This window comes from Ralstonia sp. 24A2 (genome assembly GCF_051783885.1).
Lineage (GTDB): Bacteria > Pseudomonadota > Gammaproteobacteria > Burkholderiales > Burkholderiaceae > Ralstonia.
In genome coordinates this window covers 976,609-994,291 of the sequence record NZ_JBPVZD010000001.1, presented here as the reverse complement: position 1 = coordinate 994,291, position 17,683 = coordinate 976,609, and the positions used below count along the sequence as shown (strand labels likewise).

General features: G+C 61.9%; 17 protein-coding genes, 1 tRNA gene and 1 pseudogene. 7 read left to right on the top strand and 12 right to left on the bottom strand.

All coding sequences use genetic code 11. The annotated features are described in order from the left end of the window. Positions 1-4 precede the first annotated feature (4 nt). On the bottom strand, positions 5-1,321 hold the full coding sequence (locus ACS13N_RS04630; protein ID WP_438930559.1) for a cation:dicarboxylate symporter family transporter: 1,317 nt from the start codon (positions 1,319-1,321) through the stop codon (positions 5-7). Positions 1,322-1,574: 253 nt separating this feature from the next. On the opposite strand from ACS13N_RS04630, the gene ACS13N_RS04625 reads away from it, so the two are divergent. Then, positions 1,575-2,516, top strand: coding sequence for a LysR family transcriptional regulator (locus ACS13N_RS04625; RefSeq protein WP_438930558.1), 942 nt, complete (start codon positions 1,575-1,577; stop codon positions 2,514-2,516). Positions 2,517-2,973: 457 nt separating this feature from the next. Here ACS13N_RS04625 and ACS13N_RS04620 read toward each other — a convergent pair whose 3' ends face one another. The 10 genes from ACS13N_RS04620 to ACS13N_RS04575 form a co-directional block, all read right to left on the bottom strand. Further along, positions 2,974-5,175, bottom strand: a complete 2,202-nt coding sequence (locus ACS13N_RS04620; RefSeq protein ID WP_438930557.1) for a DotA/TraY family protein — start codon at positions 5,173-5,175, stop codon at positions 2,974-2,976. Between the two features lie 10 nt (positions 5,176-5,185). Continuing rightward, on the bottom strand, positions 5,186-5,722 hold the full coding sequence (locus ACS13N_RS04615; protein ID WP_438930556.1) for a hypothetical protein: 537 nt from the start codon (positions 5,720-5,722) through the stop codon (positions 5,186-5,188). Then, positions 5,722-6,024: a hypothetical protein gene (locus ACS13N_RS04610; RefSeq protein ID WP_438930555.1), complete on the bottom strand. Its 303-nt coding sequence runs from the start codon at positions 6,022-6,024 to the stop codon at positions 5,722-5,724. The genes ACS13N_RS04615 and ACS13N_RS04610 overlap by 1 nt, the downstream gene beginning before the upstream one ends. Before the next feature lie 6 nt (positions 6,025-6,030). Further along, positions 6,031-6,336: a hypothetical protein gene (locus tag ACS13N_RS04605; RefSeq protein WP_438930554.1), complete on the bottom strand. Its 306-nt coding sequence runs from the start codon at positions 6,334-6,336 to the stop codon at positions 6,031-6,033. Beyond that, positions 6,333-6,554 carry a hypothetical protein gene (locus ACS13N_RS04600; RefSeq protein ID WP_438930553.1) on the bottom strand — a complete coding sequence of 74 codons (222 nt, stop codon included), beginning with the start codon at positions 6,552-6,554 and terminating at the stop codon, positions 6,333-6,335. The genes ACS13N_RS04605 and ACS13N_RS04600 overlap by 4 nt, the downstream gene beginning before the upstream one ends. 86 nt (positions 6,555-6,640) lie before the next feature. After that, the gene (locus ACS13N_RS04595) at positions 6,641-7,687 is read right to left on the bottom strand and encodes an integrase (protein WP_438930552.1); all 1,047 of its coding nucleotides are present in this window, start codon (positions 7,685-7,687) and stop codon (positions 6,641-6,643) included. 155 nt (positions 7,688-7,842) lie between these two features. After that, positions 7,843-7,917: transfer RNA gene (locus ACS13N_RS04590), tRNA-Val, on the bottom strand. Positions 7,918-8,009: 92 nt separating this feature from the next. Then, positions 8,010-8,741, bottom strand: coding sequence for a DNA polymerase III subunit epsilon (dnaQ, locus tag ACS13N_RS04585; RefSeq protein ID WP_438930551.1), 732 nt, complete (start codon positions 8,739-8,741; stop codon positions 8,010-8,012). Positions 8,742-8,756: 15 nt separating this feature from the next. Next, positions 8,757-9,623, bottom strand: a complete 867-nt coding sequence (purU, locus tag ACS13N_RS04580) for a formyltetrahydrofolate deformylase (protein ID WP_438930550.1) — start codon at positions 9,621-9,623, stop codon at positions 8,757-8,759. 8 nt (positions 9,624-9,631) lie between these two features. Continuing rightward, positions 9,632-10,486: a DUF4743 domain-containing protein gene (locus tag ACS13N_RS04575; protein WP_438930549.1), complete on the bottom strand. Its 855-nt coding sequence runs from the start codon at positions 10,484-10,486 to the stop codon at positions 9,632-9,634. 115 nt (positions 10,487-10,601) lie between these two features. Here ACS13N_RS04575 and ACS13N_RS04570 point away from each other — a divergent pair, with 115 nt between their 5' ends. Beyond that, positions 10,602-10,991: a hypothetical protein gene (locus tag ACS13N_RS04570; protein WP_039599631.1), complete on the top strand. Its 390-nt coding sequence runs from the start codon at positions 10,602-10,604 to the stop codon at positions 10,989-10,991. A gap of 5 nt (positions 10,992-10,996) precedes the next feature. Here ACS13N_RS04570 and ACS13N_RS04565 read toward each other — a convergent pair whose 3' ends face one another. After that, a complete protein-coding gene (locus ACS13N_RS04565) occupies positions 10,997-11,554 on the bottom strand; it encodes a hypothetical protein (RefSeq protein ID WP_438930548.1) in 558 nt (185 codons plus the stop codon). 273 nt (positions 11,555-11,827) lie between these two features. Between ACS13N_RS04565 and lpxO the strand changes: the two genes are divergently transcribed. The 5 genes and pseudogenes from lpxO to ACS13N_RS04540 all read left to right on the top strand — a co-directional run. Next, positions 11,828-12,730, top strand: coding sequence for a lipid A hydroxylase LpxO (gene lpxO, locus ACS13N_RS04560; RefSeq protein WP_438930547.1), 903 nt, complete (start codon positions 11,828-11,830; stop codon positions 12,728-12,730). Positions 12,731-13,038: 308 nt separating this feature from the next. Continuing rightward, positions 13,039-13,644 carry a BPSL1445 family SYLF domain-containing lipoprotein gene (locus tag ACS13N_RS04555; protein ID WP_438930546.1) on the top strand — a complete coding sequence of 202 codons (606 nt, stop codon included), beginning with the start codon at positions 13,039-13,041 and terminating at the stop codon, positions 13,642-13,644. A 229-nt stretch (positions 13,645-13,873) separates the two neighbouring features. Then, positions 13,874-15,025, top strand: coding sequence for an ABC transporter substrate-binding protein (locus ACS13N_RS04550; protein ID WP_438930545.1), 1,152 nt, complete (start codon positions 13,874-13,876; stop codon positions 15,023-15,025). Positions 15,026-15,199: 174 nt separating this feature from the next. After that, on the top strand, positions 15,200-16,174 hold the full coding sequence (locus ACS13N_RS04545; RefSeq protein WP_438930544.1) for a LysR family transcriptional regulator: 975 nt from the start codon (positions 15,200-15,202) through the stop codon (positions 16,172-16,174). After that, positions 16,171-17,670 (top strand): annotated as a pseudogene (locus ACS13N_RS04540) (NAD(P)-binding domain-containing protein); the annotation flags it as partial. The gene ACS13N_RS04545 and the pseudogene ACS13N_RS04540, both read left to right, overlap by 4 nt. Between the last annotated feature and the right edge of the window lie 13 nt (positions 17,671-17,683).

Sequence of the window (17,683 nt, the reverse complement as noted above, 5' to 3'; positions counted from 1 at the left end):
TTGCTCAGTGAGTGAGTGCGTCTTGCGCAACCGCAGCTTGTGCGGCTGGCTTCTGCAGCTTGAGGAGAGAAGAACGGGCCAGCCCGCCGGTTTCGCGATGGAAGGCTTCCGCGTCGAACGCGCCTTCCCAACGGGCGATAGCGAAGACCGCCATGGTGTTGCCCACCACATTGACGAGCGCGGTTGCAATGGCCATCACACGGTCAATGCCGAACAGCAGGCCCAGGCCCGCCACGGGCAGCGAGCGCACCGATTGCAGCGTTGCCGCCAGCTTGACGAATGCGCCGCCGGCAACCGTGGTGCCACCCTTGGAGGTCAGGCTCAGGATGGCGAGCAACCCGAGTTGCTGCCACAGCGAGAACGGCGTATCCGTCGCCTGTGCAATGAAGCCCACAGCAATGGCCATGTAGATCGAGGTGCCGTCGAGGTTGAAGCTATAGCCGGCGGGCAGAACGAAACCGACCACGGCTTCATCACAACCTGCACGCTGCAGCTTCTCCACCAGACGCGGGAAGGCCACCTCACTAGAGGCCGTGCCGAAGATCAGCAGCATCTCGTCTCGAATCAGCTTGAGCACGCTGAAGTAAGGCAGGCCGATCATCCAGCTGATTGAGCTGAGCACGCCGAAGACGAACAGCAGCGAGGCGGCGTAGTACAGCACGATGACCTTGAGCAGATACAACAGCGTCACGCCGCCGTAGCTGCCCACAGCCGCCGCCATGGCACCGAACGCGCCCAGCGGTGCCAGCTTCATGATGAAGCCGAGCATGCGGAACAGCACCTTCTGCGCTTCATCCATACCGCGCAGCAGCACCGAGTCGGGCCCGACAGACAGATTCAACGCCAAGCCCGCCAGGATCGAGATGATCAGCACCTGAACGATGTCGCCTTTAGCAAAGGCGTCGACAAGCGTGTGTGGAATTAGGCTGAGCAGGTAATTGACGGCCGAGATGCCGCCAGCGTTGCTCGTGGCCTTCACTGCATCAGCGCTTTCGGCCAAGTTGGTGGCGTGCAGCCCGACGCCCGGCTCGAACACGTTGACGAGCACAAAGCCCAGCACCATGGCGACCGTGCTCACCACTTCAAAGTACAGCAGCGACTTCACCCCCATGCGGCCCAGCATGCGCAGATCCCGCACGTGCGCCAGGCCCTGCACCAGCGTGCAGAAGATGATCGGGGCCAGCATCATCTTCAGCAGCGCAATGAACGCCTGCCCGATGGGTTTCATGGCAATGGCCCACTGCGGGGCAACGATGCCGAGGACGACCGCACACGCCAGGCCGATCAAGACCTGCACATGCAGCTTCTTCAGATGTTTCATGGTGTCTCCTGCGTCCAGTCATTCAGTGCTCTGCCGTTACCGGGCGGCACACGCTTGCTGGACTTGTATTGCTTGAAAAGGCGGTCGTCACTGGGGGCGTGAACACCGCTGGCCGTTCGGCCTGAGGGCGAGCCGTCTCCTGTACGAGTTTGGTGATTTGTTATTTGTCGAAAGCATAGATTGGCGGTCTTTTCTTGACAAAGACCATGTGAACATACAAAGCTATGCCTCTCCGGCATATCTGAACACGAGTATGGACATCCGCGAACTCAAGAGCTTCATCCGCGTGGCGCGTGCCGGCAGTTTCAGCCGCGCTGCGGCCGAGCTGTACATCGCGCAACCTGCGCTGAGCCGGCAGATCGCAAAACTGGAAGCGGAGATTGGGGTGCCGCTGCTGGTGCGGCATGGCCGCGGCGTTCGGCTCACCTCGGCGGGATCGCGTCTGCTGGAGCGGGCTGAAATGATTACGCACCTCCTCAGCGAAACCGGCGAAGACGTCCGCGCCAGCGCGGACGAAGAGCGCGGGCATCTGGCCGTTGGCCTCCCGCCGACCATGGGGGCGCTGATCGGCGCCGATCTCGTTCAAGCCTTCAGGGCGCAGTGGCCCCAGGTATCGCTGCACGTGCGTGAAGGCCTGAGCAGTTCGCTGCAGGAGTGGGTGCTGGATCGGCGTGTTGACGTCGCCGTCGTCTACAACCAGCCGCCGCTGGATGCGTTCCACGTGCGCCCATTGTTCAGCGAGCCCATGATCCTCGTGGGGCCGCCCGGCTCAGAGGCCGATCAGCGCGAATACCAGATTCGAGACCTAGCCAGCATTCCGCTGATCCTGCCCGGCCTGCCGCACAGCAATCGGCGCCTGATCGAACAGGCGGCGATTCAGCACGGTGTGCGCCTGCGCGTCGCCCTGGAAGTCGACAGCGTGTCGCTGACCAAGCAACTGGTGAAGTCCGGTGCTGGCTATTCGATCCTGACCTACATCGCGATCAAGGAGGAGATCGCGCGCGGTGAACTTGTGGCGCATCGCATTGGCCGTCCCGGCATCCGTTCGAGCGTGGCGATCACGACCCTGCGCGAGAATCCCCCTTCCCGCTTCGCCGCTGCCTGGACCGCTCTGCTGCAAGACAGGCTCAAGCAATTCATTGCGTCGGAATCGTGGAAAGCGGATGTGGTCTGGCAGATCGACGGGGCTGTTTAGCCGCTGTCGGCCGCCGTTATCAGGAAAGTTCAGACTTACGTGAACCAAAATGCGGATAGTTCAAAGTTAAACGAACCAAGCGTTCAAAGTTGGCTGAGCAACTCCGCCTGGAAGGCTCACAAATGGCGACCTACCGGTTCAGAGTTCAATGAATCTCGACAACTGGTACACGGGCGGCGTGAACCGCCGCGCGCTGTTCGCGCTGCTGCCGCCGCGGTTATCGCGATCCTGCTTGAGAACGCGCGATCGTCACGGTGTTGACTCGATGTCACTCCTCAGTCGAATCACTCTCGCAACGCATCTGAAGGTCCGCAATCTGCCTTGAACGGTAGCTTCTGGGAGCTTTGCGATCGTCTGCTTCTGGCCGTTCGGCGCCCCTCACCTACCCGCGCCACACGATAAATTGCACCGCACAAGACAAAATCAGCCACGAGGCGCGGATACCCATTCATTTGAGCTACACCTCGCGCTTCCCGATTTGGGGCGTATCGGACGGTTTGTCTGCGTTTGCACTATGCAACAGCTCGGATGCACGACTCCGAGCACTGTTGCTACCCTGCCCCACCCCTGCGCCATAATGCTGCTGGCTCCGATCGTGCATGTCTTGGCCAACACGCGCGGAGATTTGACCGCCAATCCACGAGAACACCTGATCAGGCACGACGTGGATCAGCGAGAAGGTACCTTGCACCAGCGTCTGACACATCCCCACGTACAAGACGATGAAGCCAATGATGCTCACCAGGCCGGTCAACGAGTCGTACTGGGCGTTCTGCATCGCCACGCCGAACATGGTGTTGAGCAACGTGCCGAGCACCACAATCCCGGTGCCGGCAAGGATGAATCCAATGACCATGAAAACCGGCCGAAACATGACATTCAAGAGGAAGATGTAACCGTGCGTGGTCCGCCGGCCCATGCCCTCTCCATCGCCGTCAAGGTGTGTCATCGCCCAAAGCGGAGCTGCCACCATCGCCTCGCCAACGACGGCGTACCACGACACGATGCCACCGAACCAAATGATGAACGGCAGCATCGGGATGTAGATCGACAACACCGCGCCGAAAAAAAACAGCGTGATGATCATCATGGTGATGAAAGGGCCGAGCGCATCCAGCATGCCTTTCGCCCCCTCTTTGATTGCGCCCAGCACCCCGCCGGAAAACACGTCGCCGACGGCACTAATAGCCTTTCCGGCCAGGGAGTCGGAAGCAGCTAGTCCTCCCTTCACCAGCGCGTAGCCAGAAAGCGCTGTCCACCCACCGGCAAGGATGTAGTCTCCGAGGTTCTTCATGCCGATGAGCGGGTTGGTTGCGCCGTTGGGGCCTTGCCCCGAGTTCATGCCGATCGCCATCTTCACAATGGCCTGCCCTGGAAAGATCTTCGACATGATGTTCTTTGGGTCCGTGGTGCCCGTCGCCAAGCTATTCACCCTGTCCTGCGGCGTCCCTGTCGATGCGGCCTGTTGGATCTGCTGAGCGTAGGCTGCCAGCACCTTGCGATAGAGCTGGGGGTACGGAAGGTTTCCCAGGTCAGTGCTCGGCACCGCTGAAGCCGTGGCGTTGGCCAAACTGGTCAGTTGCGAGTTCGCTTGTGCAAATGTCTGGTACCACGCCCCCAGCATGACCCACCCGTCACGCTGCAAATTCGACTGGATAAGGCTCCCCAGGCTGTTGATCGTGCTGGCTGAACTAGCGATCGCCTGAGTAACCGAAGCCTGATACTGCAGAGCAGCTTTGTTGACCGTATCTTGCGGGTCCGCTGGACGACCTCCGCTCGCAACCGATGACACATAGGCTTGAGCAGCAGACGACAAAGTCGACTGGATCGTGCTCAGTGCGGTTCGGTGTGCGCTGATCATCTGTTCATACGCGGGCCCGGGGTCAGCACTGTAGACCGTCATGCCATCGTAGTTTGGCAGCGGCTGGGGCGGCTCAATGGCCACCTCTGCCCCACCGCATGACAGACCGAGCTGATTCATCAAGACAATCTTGTCGCCTTTCGCAAGCGTCGAGAATCTCTCGGCCGGATCGACACTCACACCACCGGTGTCGGTCGGCATGCTATCGATCGCAGTGTTCGCCGCCTGAGCGCACAAGTTGGCCTCGAACAGCGCTTTGGCGAGTGACGTGGCTTGGGGTGCGGCCGACGCGGAGATCATCGAGCCACCGCTCCTGAGTACAGCCAGCGCGCTATCGAGCGACAGATTGGCAATGCCAACGCCGGTCATCGTGGCCCATAGCATGATCACCTGCGCGCCGCAGTAGCCCCCAAACAGTGGCACGAGTGACGAAAAGCCAGCGCACATCCGGATGATGAACCAGGGAGATGATTTCTTCGCCCCCATGAATTCACCTTCTTGCCCGGTAGCAATCAATGCTGCGCCGAAGTGGTACGTGGCCCAGAGGACACCGACGGCAAGCATGCACGAGTTCAGTACAAGAAACACCTGGGCAAGCATTCCGCCCGAGCCGCCGCCGGCGAGCGGGTTGTGCACGACAGACCCAAACACCAGCTCGAGCAGAGACATGGATTTGTCGCCGCTACGATTCGCCGCGCTCTGGATATCGCCCATCGACACCTGCGCTTGGGCAAATGACATTGCTGAGACTGCCAAGAGCAAAAAACCTGACACCCCGCGTTGCATGAGCTTTCGCATGACGCCCCCCTTATCGCGACAGGTGTGGGCTGAACAAGCGCAGCCAAGCGCCGTTGCTTTGAAAGAAATCTCGGATATCGCCAAGCGGCGCATCTGGCCGTAAGGGCCCGGTATCCAGCTGCCACAACTGATGCTCGAACTTGATGGCAAAGAGCATCGGCAAACAGAGGGCCAGCAACCCGCTAAGAGCTGCGAGGTAGCTTCCGCCGATTGCGCCACCGACTGTGTAGGCCAAGGCGACTGTCACCATCGCCAGGCACAGCCGCTTACGGTTAAGACAGTTCTGGGCAATCACCCTAAGTGGCAAAGATTCAGGTGTGCGCAACGCAAGTGCCTCGCGGTAGGTCCGGATGACCCGCGTTTTCGGTTTCCGCATTTCCAACTCGGCCACCAGGTCACGCACCGTATCCGCACCACCCACGGCCGTTTCCTTGGCGGATTTGATTGCCTTGTAGATGGGGTACCCAGGAACAAGGTACAGGCTGGCCTTCTTGACGTGTCGGCCAATGCTGGACTTGTCCTTTTTCTCGTTGGCTTCAATGTTCATCACTTGATCTCCAGCCGTTGGGCGGCGCGTTCGAGCGCCCGATAGGCCTGCTGCAGCAGGTATGCCCATATCCAAACTAGGGCGCAGCCGACAACGACGGCGCCGAACCAGCGCATCGGGTCTTCCTGGTGGCCCTTGGCGTACCAAATTGCGGCTCCAAACACCCCGTGCGGAAACAGCAGCAGCTCCACCAGAGCAAAGCCGTCTTGCCATGCTTCATGCGTGAATCCGCCCCGTGCGCGGCGGCGGCCGACAACAGCCGGGATTGCCGCCAAAACTTTGAAGAAGTCGCGAATGCTCATGGCTTGTCAGCGCTTGTTGATCAAGAAGAAAAGCTTCCTCGTCATGGGAGTGCTTACGCAGTAACCGTCGACGACCGTGTAATAGGTGGTCATCTCGTTGTAGAAGGCTTCGATCCTCGCGTTGTATTCCGCGACAAACGACGCCTCCTTCGGATCTACAGCGATCAATTTGGCGGGGAGCGGGTCGTCCGGCGTGGCCGGCCCGCGCTGCACGCCACCCTCGGCGTTGGAAGAGATAGCCGGGACTGTCTGGGCCACTGGTAGGCCAGACGCAACCAGGAAGACCACCGCGATGACGATTTTCGCGCTCATACGACCACCTCTAGCCCTGTGCACGCATTGAGCATGAGCCGCATGTCTCGCACACCAAACAAGTAACCCTGCATCCGGGCCGTTGGGGCTTCCTGAATCAACAGATCGAGGTCTGCAAGCGGGATTAAGAACGGATCTCGCAACTCCAAAATCTGCGACAGCTCGCTGTCGCGCGGAAGAGTGGAGATGGGGTGCGACGATAGAATGGGCACAGCCATGATTCACCTCTCAGTAGGTGAGTTGTGGTCAGGCTTGTTGGTCGGTGCCAGCCGACCAACAGGCCGCTTGATAAAGCGAAAACTCGTCAACCCAAGCGCTTAGCGAGGTCCGATGCTCGAGGATGAAAGTACCGTTTGAGCATTTGCACTGTCTTGTGGCCAGTGACCGCTGACAGCTCCAGGATGTTGTCCAGCTTTTCAGCAATACGAGTGGTCGCTTCATGGCGAAGATCATGAAAATGCAGATCTTCGATTCCTGCCCGGTCGCAAGCGCGTACGAATGCCTTCTTCAGGGCCTCGGGTGAAATCGGAAAAACGCGACCGCTGCTGTGACGGTGCCAAGTTGAAAGCTCTGCCAAGATGGAGACGGCCCGGGTCGAGAGGGGGACATCCCGCGCTTCACCGTTCTTGGTGTCATGGAGCTGGACAAACCGGTCGGCGAGGTGCACGTCCTGCCACAGGAGGGAAAGAAGCTCGCCACGACGCATGGCCGTTTCGAGCGCCAGAACAACGAGCGGGCGCACGTATTCATTGCGGCAGCCCCCGGCCACGTAGAAGCCCTCGGCCGTTCGCTGGCTGAGTTCCAACTCCTGCAGCAAACGCTCCTCTTCACCACGGTACAGCCGCCTGCAGCGTGCCCGATTCTCTTTCGGTCTACGGATCAGTGAGACCGGATTGGTATCCACGTGTACGCCCCACTCCTTACGGGCAACACTGATGACGTGACCGATGAGTGTGAGTTCTCGATTGACCGTTGAACCGGAAACTGCCTTTGCCTTCGAATCGCCCGCAAGGCGTCGATCGCGATATTGGGCGATGCTCTGTCCACTCAGTGCAGCGACTTTCAGTGCAGCGATCGGGTCGGTACGCAGTTTCCGAATGCGAAGGATCTCCAGCGCACCACCCTTTTTGTGCGGCGAAACCTCGTTGCTGTATCGCAACAGGAGATCTCCCAGCGTATTCCGCTCTGCTTCCTTTCTGTCCGCGAAGACACCGCGGTCCATTTCGGACTCAACCCGCCGCGCCCAAGCTTCGGCGTCGGCTTTGGTGTCGAAGGTTCGGTTCTGAATTGGGTAGCCTGCTCGACGGATCTCCACCCGCCAATAGCTACCGCGCTTCCAAATGCCAGCCATTCCTGCTCCAGACGATTTTCGTTCTCGTTGTGTCTGGGCTGATTTTCGGTTCCGCCACTTCTCCGCCAAATGGCGAATTTCGGGGAATTTCGCGCAAAGAAAAAAGGCCCTCGGCGATTGCCTGAGGGCCTTGTTTCATGCGGTTTCCCGCGAATTGGTGGGTGGTACAGGGATTGAACCTGTGACCCCTGCCGTGTGAAGGCAGTGCTCTACCGCTGAGCTAACCACCCGATTACTGCCGGGATGCGGCGAAAACGAGATTATGGCGAAAAGCCGCATCCGTGTAAAGGCCCCTGCCGCACTTTTTTGCTTCGATCTCGCATCAAGCCGCCGGGGGCGTGGTTTCCTGCGCTTCCCGGGTCCAGACGGTCTTGCCACCGCTGGCCTTGTCGATCTCTTTGAGCACACCGGCATGAGCTTGCGCTTCAGCCTCGGTGGCCTGCAGCACTGGCAGTTCAAGCGTGCTCAGATCAACGGCAGCGGTTTCAGCGGAAGCGCTCTCCCCGCCTTCCAGCATGTCGATCACAAGGGTGTTCTGGCCGCGCGTCATGGCCAGGTAAACCTCGGCCAGCAGCTCCGCATCCAGCAATGCGCCGTGCAGCGTACGGTGCGCGTTGCTCACACCCAACCGGTCGCACAACGCATCCAGCGAGTTGCGTTTGCCCGGGAACATCTGGCGCGCCTCGCGCAATGTGTCGATATGGCCCGACAGATGCTCGCGGAACGTCGGCAGGCCCAGACGCTGGAATTCCATGTCCAAGAAGCCCAAGTCGAACGCCGCGTTGTGGATAATCGCCTCAGCACCCTGCACGTAATCGCGGATCTCGTTGACGACCTCGGCAAACTTCGGCTTGTCGGCGACGAACTCGTTGGTGATGCCGTGCACCGCCATCGCGCCCGCGTCGATCTCGCGCTCAGGGTTGATGTAGAAGTGCAGGTTGCGGCCGGTCAAGCGGCGGTTGACCATCTCCACGCAGCCGATTTCGATCACGCGGTCGCCGGTGGCGGCGTTCAGGCCCGTGGTTTCGGTATCGAGAATGATCTGTCGCGTCATGCGTCCACCTGCCCCTTATTTGAAGACGACGGTCTTGTGACCGTTGAGCAGGATGCGATGTTCGGCATGCCACTTCACGGCGCGGGCAAGCGCCACGCACTCCACGTCGCGGCCGACGGCGGTGAGCTGCTCGGGATCCATGCTGTGGTCCACGCGCTCGATTTCCTGCTCGATGATCGGGCCTTCGTCCAGGTCAGCCGTCACATAGTGCGCCGTCGCACCGATCAGCTTCACGCCGCGCTCGTGCGCCTGGTAGTACGGCTTGGCACCCTTGAAGCTCGGCAGGAACGAGTGATGGATGTTGATGGCGCGGCCCTCCAGCTTGCGGCACAGGTCATCCGAGAGAATCTGCATGTAGCGCGCAAGCACAACCAGGTCGATCTGCTGTTCCTGGGCGATTTCCCAGATGCGGGCTTCCTGCTGGGCCTTCTGCGCGTCAGTCGCCTGCAGCAGCGGCAGGTGCATGAACGGCACATCGTACGACGCGGCGAGCTGATAGAAATCGCGGTGGTTCGAAACGATGGCGGCGATCTCGATCGGCAGCTGACCGGCGCGGGCACGGAACAGCAGGTCGTTCAGGCAATGGCCGATCTTCGAGACCAGGATCATCACGCGCGGCTTGATCGCGGCATCGAACATGCCCCACTGCATCGAAAAGCGCTCCCCGATGGGCGTGAAGCGGTCGCGCAGCGTGGCGAGATCCAGCGGTTGGCCCTGGGGCACGAAATGCACGCGCATGAAGAAGCGGCCCGTGAACTCATCGCCAAACTGGTCGGAATCGAGAATATTGCAGCCCTGCTCAAACAGCAGGCCTGACACGGCATGAACGATGCCGGGCTGGTCCGGGCAGGACAGGGTGAGAATGAAACCGGAGTGACTCATGAAGCGTTTTACGTATTGTTGTCGGGCGCGAACCGTTGGGGCGCGAGGGACGGAATCAAGCGCGCCAGGGCACCGAGGGTGACCAGCGTGGCGTCCACCGTCATCGCGCAGTCCGCCATGATATCAAGCGCGGCGTCGGGGCTGGCGCGCAGATGGCCCGCCACCTCGCCATCCTGATTGACAGGGACGAAGTTGGCAGGCAGCGTCAGGTCGAAGGCGAACAGGGTCTCGTTCTGGATGCCTTCGGGCACGGTGCGCAGGACATCGATCGTGCCGCGTGGCATCAGCCCGGTTGCCAGATCGTGGCCAATACCCGCCTCTTCCCAGCACTCCTTTTCCAGCGCGCCGCGCGCGTCGAAGCCGTGGCCGATGCCGCCGGCAACCAGGTTGTCCCACATGCTGGGGTCGATCGGCTTGGTGCTGGCACGGCGGGCCAACCAGAGCATGGGCCCGGCGTCATCAGCGGCCTCGATCAAGCCGTTCATGTGTGCTGCGTAGGTGCGAATGCCGAAAAAGCGTGCGGCGGCACGTTCGATCAGTGCCAGCACGGGGGTGCCCCAGCCCGTGTTAACGGCGAACAGTTCGTTACGCCAGCCTCGTACGTGACCGTCTTCGGCCAGACGTGCGATCACCTCGGTCAATGCGGCGGTCCGTTCGCCCTCGGTGACGAGCGTATTGCGCAAATCGACCCTCCCCGCCGACACATCGAACCACTGCGGCCAACGCCCAAGCAGTGCGGCACGCTCGCCATCCAGCCAGCCAACGCGCTGGCCGGCAACAATCCAGGGCACCAGGTTTGAAGCGTCAAAGGCGTTGCGCGCCGCCAAACCGTCAATAACCTGACGAATACGCGGATCATTCATACGAGCACCGCGAAAAACAGCGCGGCACTGTGTGTTCCATGCCGCGCCCGAATGTGCTGTTCATGCGCGATAATGTGCCGTTAGTCAAAGCCATCATCAGATTGGAGAAACAAGGATGGATGAAATCGACGAGCTGTCGGATCTGCCGACCCCGCGCTTTATCTGGGGGTTCGCCATTGACGTCACACCGTCGGGCGAAGTGTCGCACGATGAGTTCGAATACCTGACGCATACGCGCGCACCGCGCTTCGCGTGCCGCGTGGTCGAACTCGAAGACATGCCCGCCGAGCCCGAAGACGACGGCGACATCGATGGCCGTATCGTCCACTTCGAAAACCCCAAGCGGATGTTCTACATCACCGACCTAGGTCTGGCGCTGATGAACTTCACGCTGTTCGACAAGGTGGACAACAAGGCCAAGTTGAAGAAAGCCTGCGACGAAGCCATCGCCGACTGGCTCACACGCCGCGATTTCCTCGATTCCGAGGAAGACGACGAGGAGTAACCCGCCTAGCTGGCCCGGCCTGCGCCATCACCTTCGAAGCGCAGGTCGGTCAAGCGCACATCGGCATAGGCGCGCCCGGCATCCAGCAGTGCCGAGACCTGCGCCTTCACCCGCTCTTTCTGCGCCCGCAATGCGCGCGGTGGCACGGTCGGGTCCTGACCGGTGTGGTGCAGATACAGCATTTTGTAGGTGAGCTGGCTCACCATCCACTGCCGCAGCACGCGGCGGCGGCCCGCGTGGTCGGCCTCCAGCGCATCCACCTGCGACAGCAACGCCGAGAAAGCCCGCGCCATGCTGGCAGCATCGGATTCACCCCCTGCAACGCAACGTTCGGCCAAAGCGCGCGCTTCAGCTGGCGACATGACATCGGTTTCGACGAAACGATCGGCGGGCGGGCTGACGGTCACGCCCTGGCGCGCGAGCCGGGCAGATACGGCACTCAAGGCTTCCTGCGCGCGGCGGATGGAGGCATCCAACGATTCGGTGCTGGCCTGCAGCAAACCGATGGTCGGCTGCTCGTTGGCTAGTGGATTGGGCGGTTCGGCAAGTTTTTTCGCGTCCATGGTCCCCTCCGGTTGCCGCCCGCAGCCCGAAAACGCACCGAGGCGAAAGACCGGATTGTAAGGCGCATAGCGCACAACGCGATGAAAGATCACATTTGTGCCGACAAACTGGCACCCGGCTGTGACAAAGCGCAATCAACCACGCCCCAGCTGTTGGCTTGGATCAACGCTGCATTGCCACACCACGGTTAAAATAAAGGATTGCGCGCAGCGTAGTCCCCCGCCCTGCGCCCTGTCATTTGCTGACCGCCATCGCGCGGCAAGGAAGTCGCCTTGATCAAGTGGATTCTCGTTGCCCTCTACCTGGGCTCTATCCTGTACGTGCACTTTCGCGGCAAGGTGCGCCTGAAATTCTGGCGCCAGATGTTCGACCACTCCGCCGTGGTCGCGCCGGTCAACTGCTTCATGTATGCCTTCTCGGGTGTGCCGCAGACGGCGTATGTGCCAGTCGAACGCTTTCCGGACCTGGAGAAGCTGCAGGCCGCCTGGCCGCAGATTCGCGACGAAGGCCTGGCGCTGGTCAACCTGCGCAAGATCAAGGCCGCCGAGAAGAACGACGATGCCGGCTTCAACTCCTTCTTCAAGAATGGCTGGAAGCGCTTCTACTTGAAGTGGTACGAAGCAAGCCACCCGTCGGCCGAACAGCTCTGCCCCAAGACCGTAGCGCTGCTGCGTGAGTTGCCCAGCGTAAAGGCCGCGATGTTTGCCGAGCTGCCGCCCGGCGGCAAGCTCAACCCGCACCGCGATCCGTTTGCCGGTTCGCTGCGCTATCACCTGGGCTTGGCCACGCCGAATGACGACCGCTGCTTCATCGAGGTTGACGGCGAGCGCCACAGCTGGCGCGATGGCGAAGGCGTGGTCTTCGACGAGACCTACCTGCACTGGGCGCAGAACGGCTCCGACAAGGACCGCCTGATCCTCTTCTGCGATATCGAACGCCCGATGAAATTCGGCTGGGCACAGCGCATCAACAAGTGGCTCGGTCGCAAGGTGATGACCGCCGCCAGCTCGCCCAACGATGAAGGCGACCAGACCGGCGGCATCAACAAGCTGTTCCGCTATGTCTGGCTGATGGGCCAGTATCGCCGTCGCTTCAAGGCGTGGAACCGCAAGGTCTACTACGTGACGAAGTTCGGCCTGATCATCGGCGTGGCTGCGCTCATCATCTGGATCTGATCGACGCGCATCGCATTGCACAAGAAACCGGCCTCGCGCCGGTTTTTTGTTGCGCTCGCAAAAAACGCAAGCGGCGCGACCTTCTTTCGCTTTTACACAAACTCATGTGAAAAAGCGCTACGTCAGCCACAAATCTCGCCTAATGTCAGGAACTGAGCGCTCAGGCGTTCATCTGATATGGCGGGCACGCCGCTTGCTGCCACCTGCTTGACACCCTTGGCCGACAGGCTCGGGGCCCACGTCAGCTCATTACGCAGGGCTCGTTTGCTCCTTTTGGCCCCCTTTCCACAACACTGAGACCGATCGCCATGAACAAGAACCTCCTCAGCCGTCGTACTGCCGCCACCCTTGCCGCTGTCGCGCTGCTTGGCACCCAGATCGCAGCCTGTACCACCACCAGCCCGAATGCCGAGGGCTCCGACGTGATGACGTCGACCAACAAGCACGCCACCACTAACTCGCAGGCCGACTCCGTGCTCTCGCGCCTGTACACCACTGCCAATGGCTCGCGCGAGCTGGTTGGACGCGCCAAGGGCGTGCTGGTGTTCCCGTCAGTGCTCAATGCCGGCTTCGTGGTCGGCGGGCAATATGGCGAAGGCGTGCTGCGCACCGGCGGCGGCCGTCCGCTGGGCTACTACAACATCGCCTCCGCTTCGGTGGGCTTCCAGGCCGGTGCCCAGTCGCGCGCACTCATCGTCCTCTTCATGACGGACGAAGCGCTGCAGAAATTCCAGAACAGCCAGGGCTGGACGGCCGGCGTGGATGCCACCGTGGCACTGGCCAAGATCGGTGCCAACGGCGCGATCGATACCAACACGGCGCAACAGCCGATCATCGGCTTCAACCTGACCAACGCGGGCCTGATGGCCGGCGCGTCGATCGAAGGCACGAAGATCACCAAGCAGACCAACTGATCTGCGCGTTGTTGCATGTTGCAAAAACCGCCGTCTCGTACGGCGGTTTTTTTTTCGCCTATACCGCAGAGGGTGCGCAAAAAACGTTGCAACGATGTCGCAGTCCCGGGGAAATCCGGGGAGGGCGCCGCCTGGCTTCTCCGCTAGGATCGTCGCGCCGATGTTGCAGCGCGCGTTGCAGCATCCCGACGAAATACGACAAAACAACCACCCAAAAAAAGGGGGAGACATGACGGGTCGCAATTCTGCTTTGCGCGGCGCCATCGCGTGCGCGTTGTTCACGGGTCTGGTGTTGGCGTCGAACCAGTCGATGGCTGAACCGGGCATCTCCGACGGCAAGATTCTCATCGGGCAGACCGCGGGCTTTACGGGCCCCGCCGGCGAGCAGGTCAAGGAGATGACGCAAGGCGCCAAGCTCTATATCGATACGGTGAACCACGCTGGTGGCGTGTATGGGCGCAAGATCGAACTGATCTCCGAAGACGATGGCTTTGACGCCAATGCATCGAAGAAGCACGCGCACACGCTGCTGGCCGACAAACAGGTCTTTGCGCTGTTCCTGCCGCGCGGCACGCCCAATACTGAGGCGATCATGACTGAGGCCCGTGCGGTAGGCGCGCCGGTGGTGGCACCCTCCACTGGCGCATCGACCTTCTTCGATCAGCCGGACCCATTGCTCTTCGTGGTGCGCGCCAAGTACCAGACCGAGATTGCCGAGCTGGTCCATTACTTCGACACGCTGGGCCTGCGCCGCCTGGTGCTCGTCAACGTGAACGACACCTTCGGCAAGGACACCGAGATCGGCTTCAACAATGCCACGCAGAAACTGCCGGTCGATGCGCATCGCATCCTCACCGTCGACCGCCTGAAGCCCGACATTGCCAAGGCCGCCGCGGAAGTCGGCCAGTATGCGCCGCAGGCGGTGATCCTGGCGTGTCCGGGCACGACCGCACGCGCAATGGTCGAAGCACTCAATAAGCAAGGCACCACGGCGCAACTGGCGGCACTGTCCAACAATGCGGGGCTGGCGTGGGCACAGTCGCTCGGCGCGCTTGGGCGCGGCGTGGTGGTGTCGCAGGTGATGCCCTCTCCGGTGCGCTCGACCGCGCAGCTGGGGCGTGACATGGCGGCCAGTGCCAAGGCTGCAGGCGTTGCGCCGTCGTACGCCATGATGGAAGGTTACGCAGCGGCACGCGTGCTGGTTGAAGGGCTCAAGCGCGCGGGCAAGTCACCCACGCGCGCCAGCTTTGTCTCGGGGCTGGAGTCCGCCGGCACGATCGACCTGGGCGGACTGGAAGTCCGCTACGGCCCCCACAGCCGCAAGGGATCGAACTACGTCGAGCTGACGGTAATCGGCCCGAACGGTACGTTCGTCAAATAGGTACATACTCCGGTGCACGTTGCCCGCGAGCTACCCAACCCCGCCGCTTCACCGCAAGGCATAGCGGTTGCCTGCGTAAAACGCATGAGTACATAAGAAAATACTATTTGGAATTCACATACTGCCTCTACCAGAATGCACAAACCACATGCATGACTGGGATCAATCAGGCAGATGGAACTCCGACAACTCGAAGCGTTTGCTGCCGTCATGTCGACGGGCAGTGTCACCGCGGCCGGCAAGCTGCTGGGCCGTTCGCAGCCAGCCATCAGCCGGCTCATCCAGGACCTTGAAGCCGAAATCGGCTATGCCCTGTTTACGCGTGCGGGGCCGCGTGTCTCGCCCACCGAGCAGGGTTTCCTGCTGTATGAGGACGTTGAACATACGCTGATCAGCCTGCGGCAGATTCGCACGCGCGCAGAAGAGATCGCGCGCGGCGAGGCACGTCCGCTGAGGCTGGCGGCCACTTCCGCGCTGGCGGCCGGGCTACTGCCCGCGGCGCTGGCCGATCACCCCGAACTGGCGCAGCACGTCCAGATCCGCAGCGCTTCGCCTGAACAGGTCGTGCATGCCGTGCTGACTGGCGCGGCTGACCTGGGCATCAGCAGCCTGCCGCTTGAGCATCGCGGCGTGACGGTGCATTGGATCGGCGAATCGGCGTGCGTGGCTGCAGTGCAGCAAAGCGACCCGCTGGCCACCGGCGACCACATCGCGTTGGCCGATTGCGCCGGCCGCCGCATCGTCACGATGCACAACCCGTATCGCCTGCGCCGCCGCCTGGATCAGGCACTTGCGCAAGCCGGCGTCACACCGACCGAGCTGATTGAAACCAACGCCTCGTTCAACGCGCTGACTGCCGTGCGTGCTGGCCTTGGCGTGGCGTTGCTGGAACCCGTGACGGCATATGGCGTGCCGATTGACGGCGTGGCTGTCCGCCCGATCGACGCCGACATCCCCTTCTTCTTTGGCGTGATCACGCCCGAAGCCAAGCGGCCATCGATGGCAGTGACCGCATTGATCGACGCCCTTTCCCGCGCCGCACAACGCCTGCTGCCCGATTGCAAGCTGCACGACCCGGCGCGCCACGCCAGCATGCTGCAGGTGCTGTACGGCGAACCCATCAACGAAACAGAAGGCGCGTCCGCATGACCGCAGCACAACAAGACAACGCGCCGCAAGCGCCCGGCGCGACTGGGCCCACCGGATTGACGGCACTGGAAGCCCGCTTGCGCCAAGACCTGGCCTGGCTGGAATTGCCCGCCAAGGCGTGGACGCTTCCGCATGAACTGAACGGCCAACCCGTGCTGGACGTGGCCGTGATCGGTGGCGGCATGGCGGGCCTGGCGGCAGCGACATCGCTCAAGCACCTCGGTGTCGGCGCGGTGGTATTCGACCGCTCCCCCATTGGCTTCGAGGGCCCGTGGGCAACCACCGCACGCATGGAGACGCTGCGCTCGCCCAAGCAGTTGACGGGCCCCGCGCTAGGCCTGCCGGCGCTGACCTTCCGCGCGTGGTTCGAGGCGCAGTTTGGTACCGATGCGTGGGAGGTGCTCGACAAGATCCCGCGTCTGCAATGGATGGACTACCTGCGCTGGTACCGCCACGTGCTGCAGATTGACGTCCGCAATGAACACCACGTGAAGGCAATACACCCGCACAAGGATGGTGCGGTCGAACTCCTGATCGACGTGCCGGGCCAGCCAACACAGCGCGTGTATGCACGCCGCGTGGTGCTGGCCACCGGGCGTGATGGCCTGGGCGGACCGACAGTGCCAGACTTCGCACGCCGCTTGCCGCGCCGCTGGTGGGCGCATTCGTCCGACGAGATGGACTACGGCACCTTGGCCGGCAAACGCGTCGGCGTGATCGGCGCAGGTGCATCTGCAATGGACTCGGCGGCAACAGCGCTGGAGGCCGGCGCAGCAAGCGTCGACCTGCTGATCCGCCGCGCCGACCTGCCCCGCGTGAACAAGGGCAAGGGCGCCGGCAGCCCGGGGCTCGTGCACGGTCACCTGCATCTGCCCGACGCATGGAAATGGCGCATCCGCCATTACATCAACGTTGAACAGGTACCGCCGCCGCGTGGCAGCACACTGCGCGTGTCGCGCCATGCCAATGCGCGCTTCAACCTCGGCTGTGCCGTGCTGGGCGTGGACGAACACGATGGCGTGCTGCATGTGGCCACACCCAAGGGCGTGTTCCACCTGGACTTCCTGATCTTCTCGACGGGCTTCCGCACCGACTGGGCCTCGCGCCCCGAGTTCAGGCTGCTCGCACCGCACATCCGCCAGTGGCGCGACCGCTACACCCCGCGCCCCGGCGAGGAAGATACCGAGCTGAGCGACTCGCCCGATCTCGGCCCTGCGTTTGAATTCCGCGAGAAGACGCCCGGCACCCTGCCCGGCCTGTCGCGCGTGCATTGCTTCTGCTATCCGGCATCGCTCACGCACGGCAGCGTGTCGGGTGACATCCCGGCCATCAGCGAAGGTGCAAGGCGGTTGGCGCAAGGCATTGCCGGCCTGCTGTATCAGGAAGACATCGAGGCGCACTACGCCAGCATCGAGGCGTATGCAGAGCCGGAAATCTTTGGCGACGAGTGGACACCGGCACCGCCGCCGGGCGTTGAAGTGGAAGCCACCTCCAACCAGGGGCAGCACG

Coding starts and splice junctions, on each gene's coding strand:
- ACS13N_RS04630 (WP_438930559.1), bottom strand. CDS start 1,321: ATGAAACATCTGAAGAAGCTGCATGTGCAGGTCTTGATCGGCCTGGCG.
- ACS13N_RS04625 (WP_438930558.1), top strand. CDS start 1,575: ATGGACATCCGCGAACTCAAGAGCTTCATCCGCGTGGCGCGTGCCGGC.
- ACS13N_RS04620 (WP_438930557.1), bottom strand. CDS start 5,175: ATGCGAAAGCTCATGCAACGCGGGGTGTCAGGTTTTTTGCTCTTGGCA.
- ACS13N_RS04615 (WP_438930556.1), bottom strand. CDS start 5,722: ATGAACATTGAAGCCAACGAGAAAAAGGACAAGTCCAGCATTGGCCGA.
- ACS13N_RS04610 (WP_438930555.1), bottom strand. CDS start 6,024: ATGAGCATTCGCGACTTCTTCAAAGTTTTGGCGGCAATCCCGGCTGTT.
- ACS13N_RS04605 (WP_438930554.1), bottom strand. CDS start 6,336: ATGAGCGCGAAAATCGTCATCGCGGTGGTCTTCCTGGTTGCGTCTGGC.
- ACS13N_RS04600 (WP_438930553.1), bottom strand. CDS start 6,554: ATGGCTGTGCCCATTCTATCGTCGCACCCCATCTCCACTCTTCCGCGC.
- ACS13N_RS04595 (WP_438930552.1), bottom strand. CDS start 7,687: ATGGCTGGCATTTGGAAGCGCGGTAGCTATTGGCGGGTGGAGATCCGT.
- dnaQ (WP_438930551.1), bottom strand. CDS start 8,741: ATGACGCGACAGATCATTCTCGATACCGAAACCACGGGCCTGAACGCC.
- purU (WP_438930550.1), bottom strand. CDS start 9,623: ATGAGTCACTCCGGTTTCATTCTCACCCTGTCCTGCCCGGACCAGCCC.
- ACS13N_RS04575 (WP_438930549.1), bottom strand. CDS start 10,486: ATGAATGATCCGCGTATTCGTCAGGTTATTGACGGTTTGGCGGCGCGC.
- ACS13N_RS04570 (WP_039599631.1), top strand. CDS start 10,602: ATGGATGAAATCGACGAGCTGTCGGATCTGCCGACCCCGCGCTTTATC.
- ACS13N_RS04565 (WP_438930548.1), bottom strand. CDS start 11,554: ATGGACGCGAAAAAACTTGCCGAACCGCCCAATCCACTAGCCAACGAG.
- ACS13N_RS04555 (WP_438930546.1), top strand. CDS start 13,039: ATGAACAAGAACCTCCTCAGCCGTCGTACTGCCGCCACCCTTGCCGCT.
- ACS13N_RS04550 (WP_438930545.1), top strand. CDS start 13,874: ATGACGGGTCGCAATTCTGCTTTGCGCGGCGCCATCGCGTGCGCGTTG.
- ACS13N_RS04545 (WP_438930544.1), top strand. CDS start 15,200: ATGGAACTCCGACAACTCGAAGCGTTTGCTGCCGTCATGTCGACGGGC.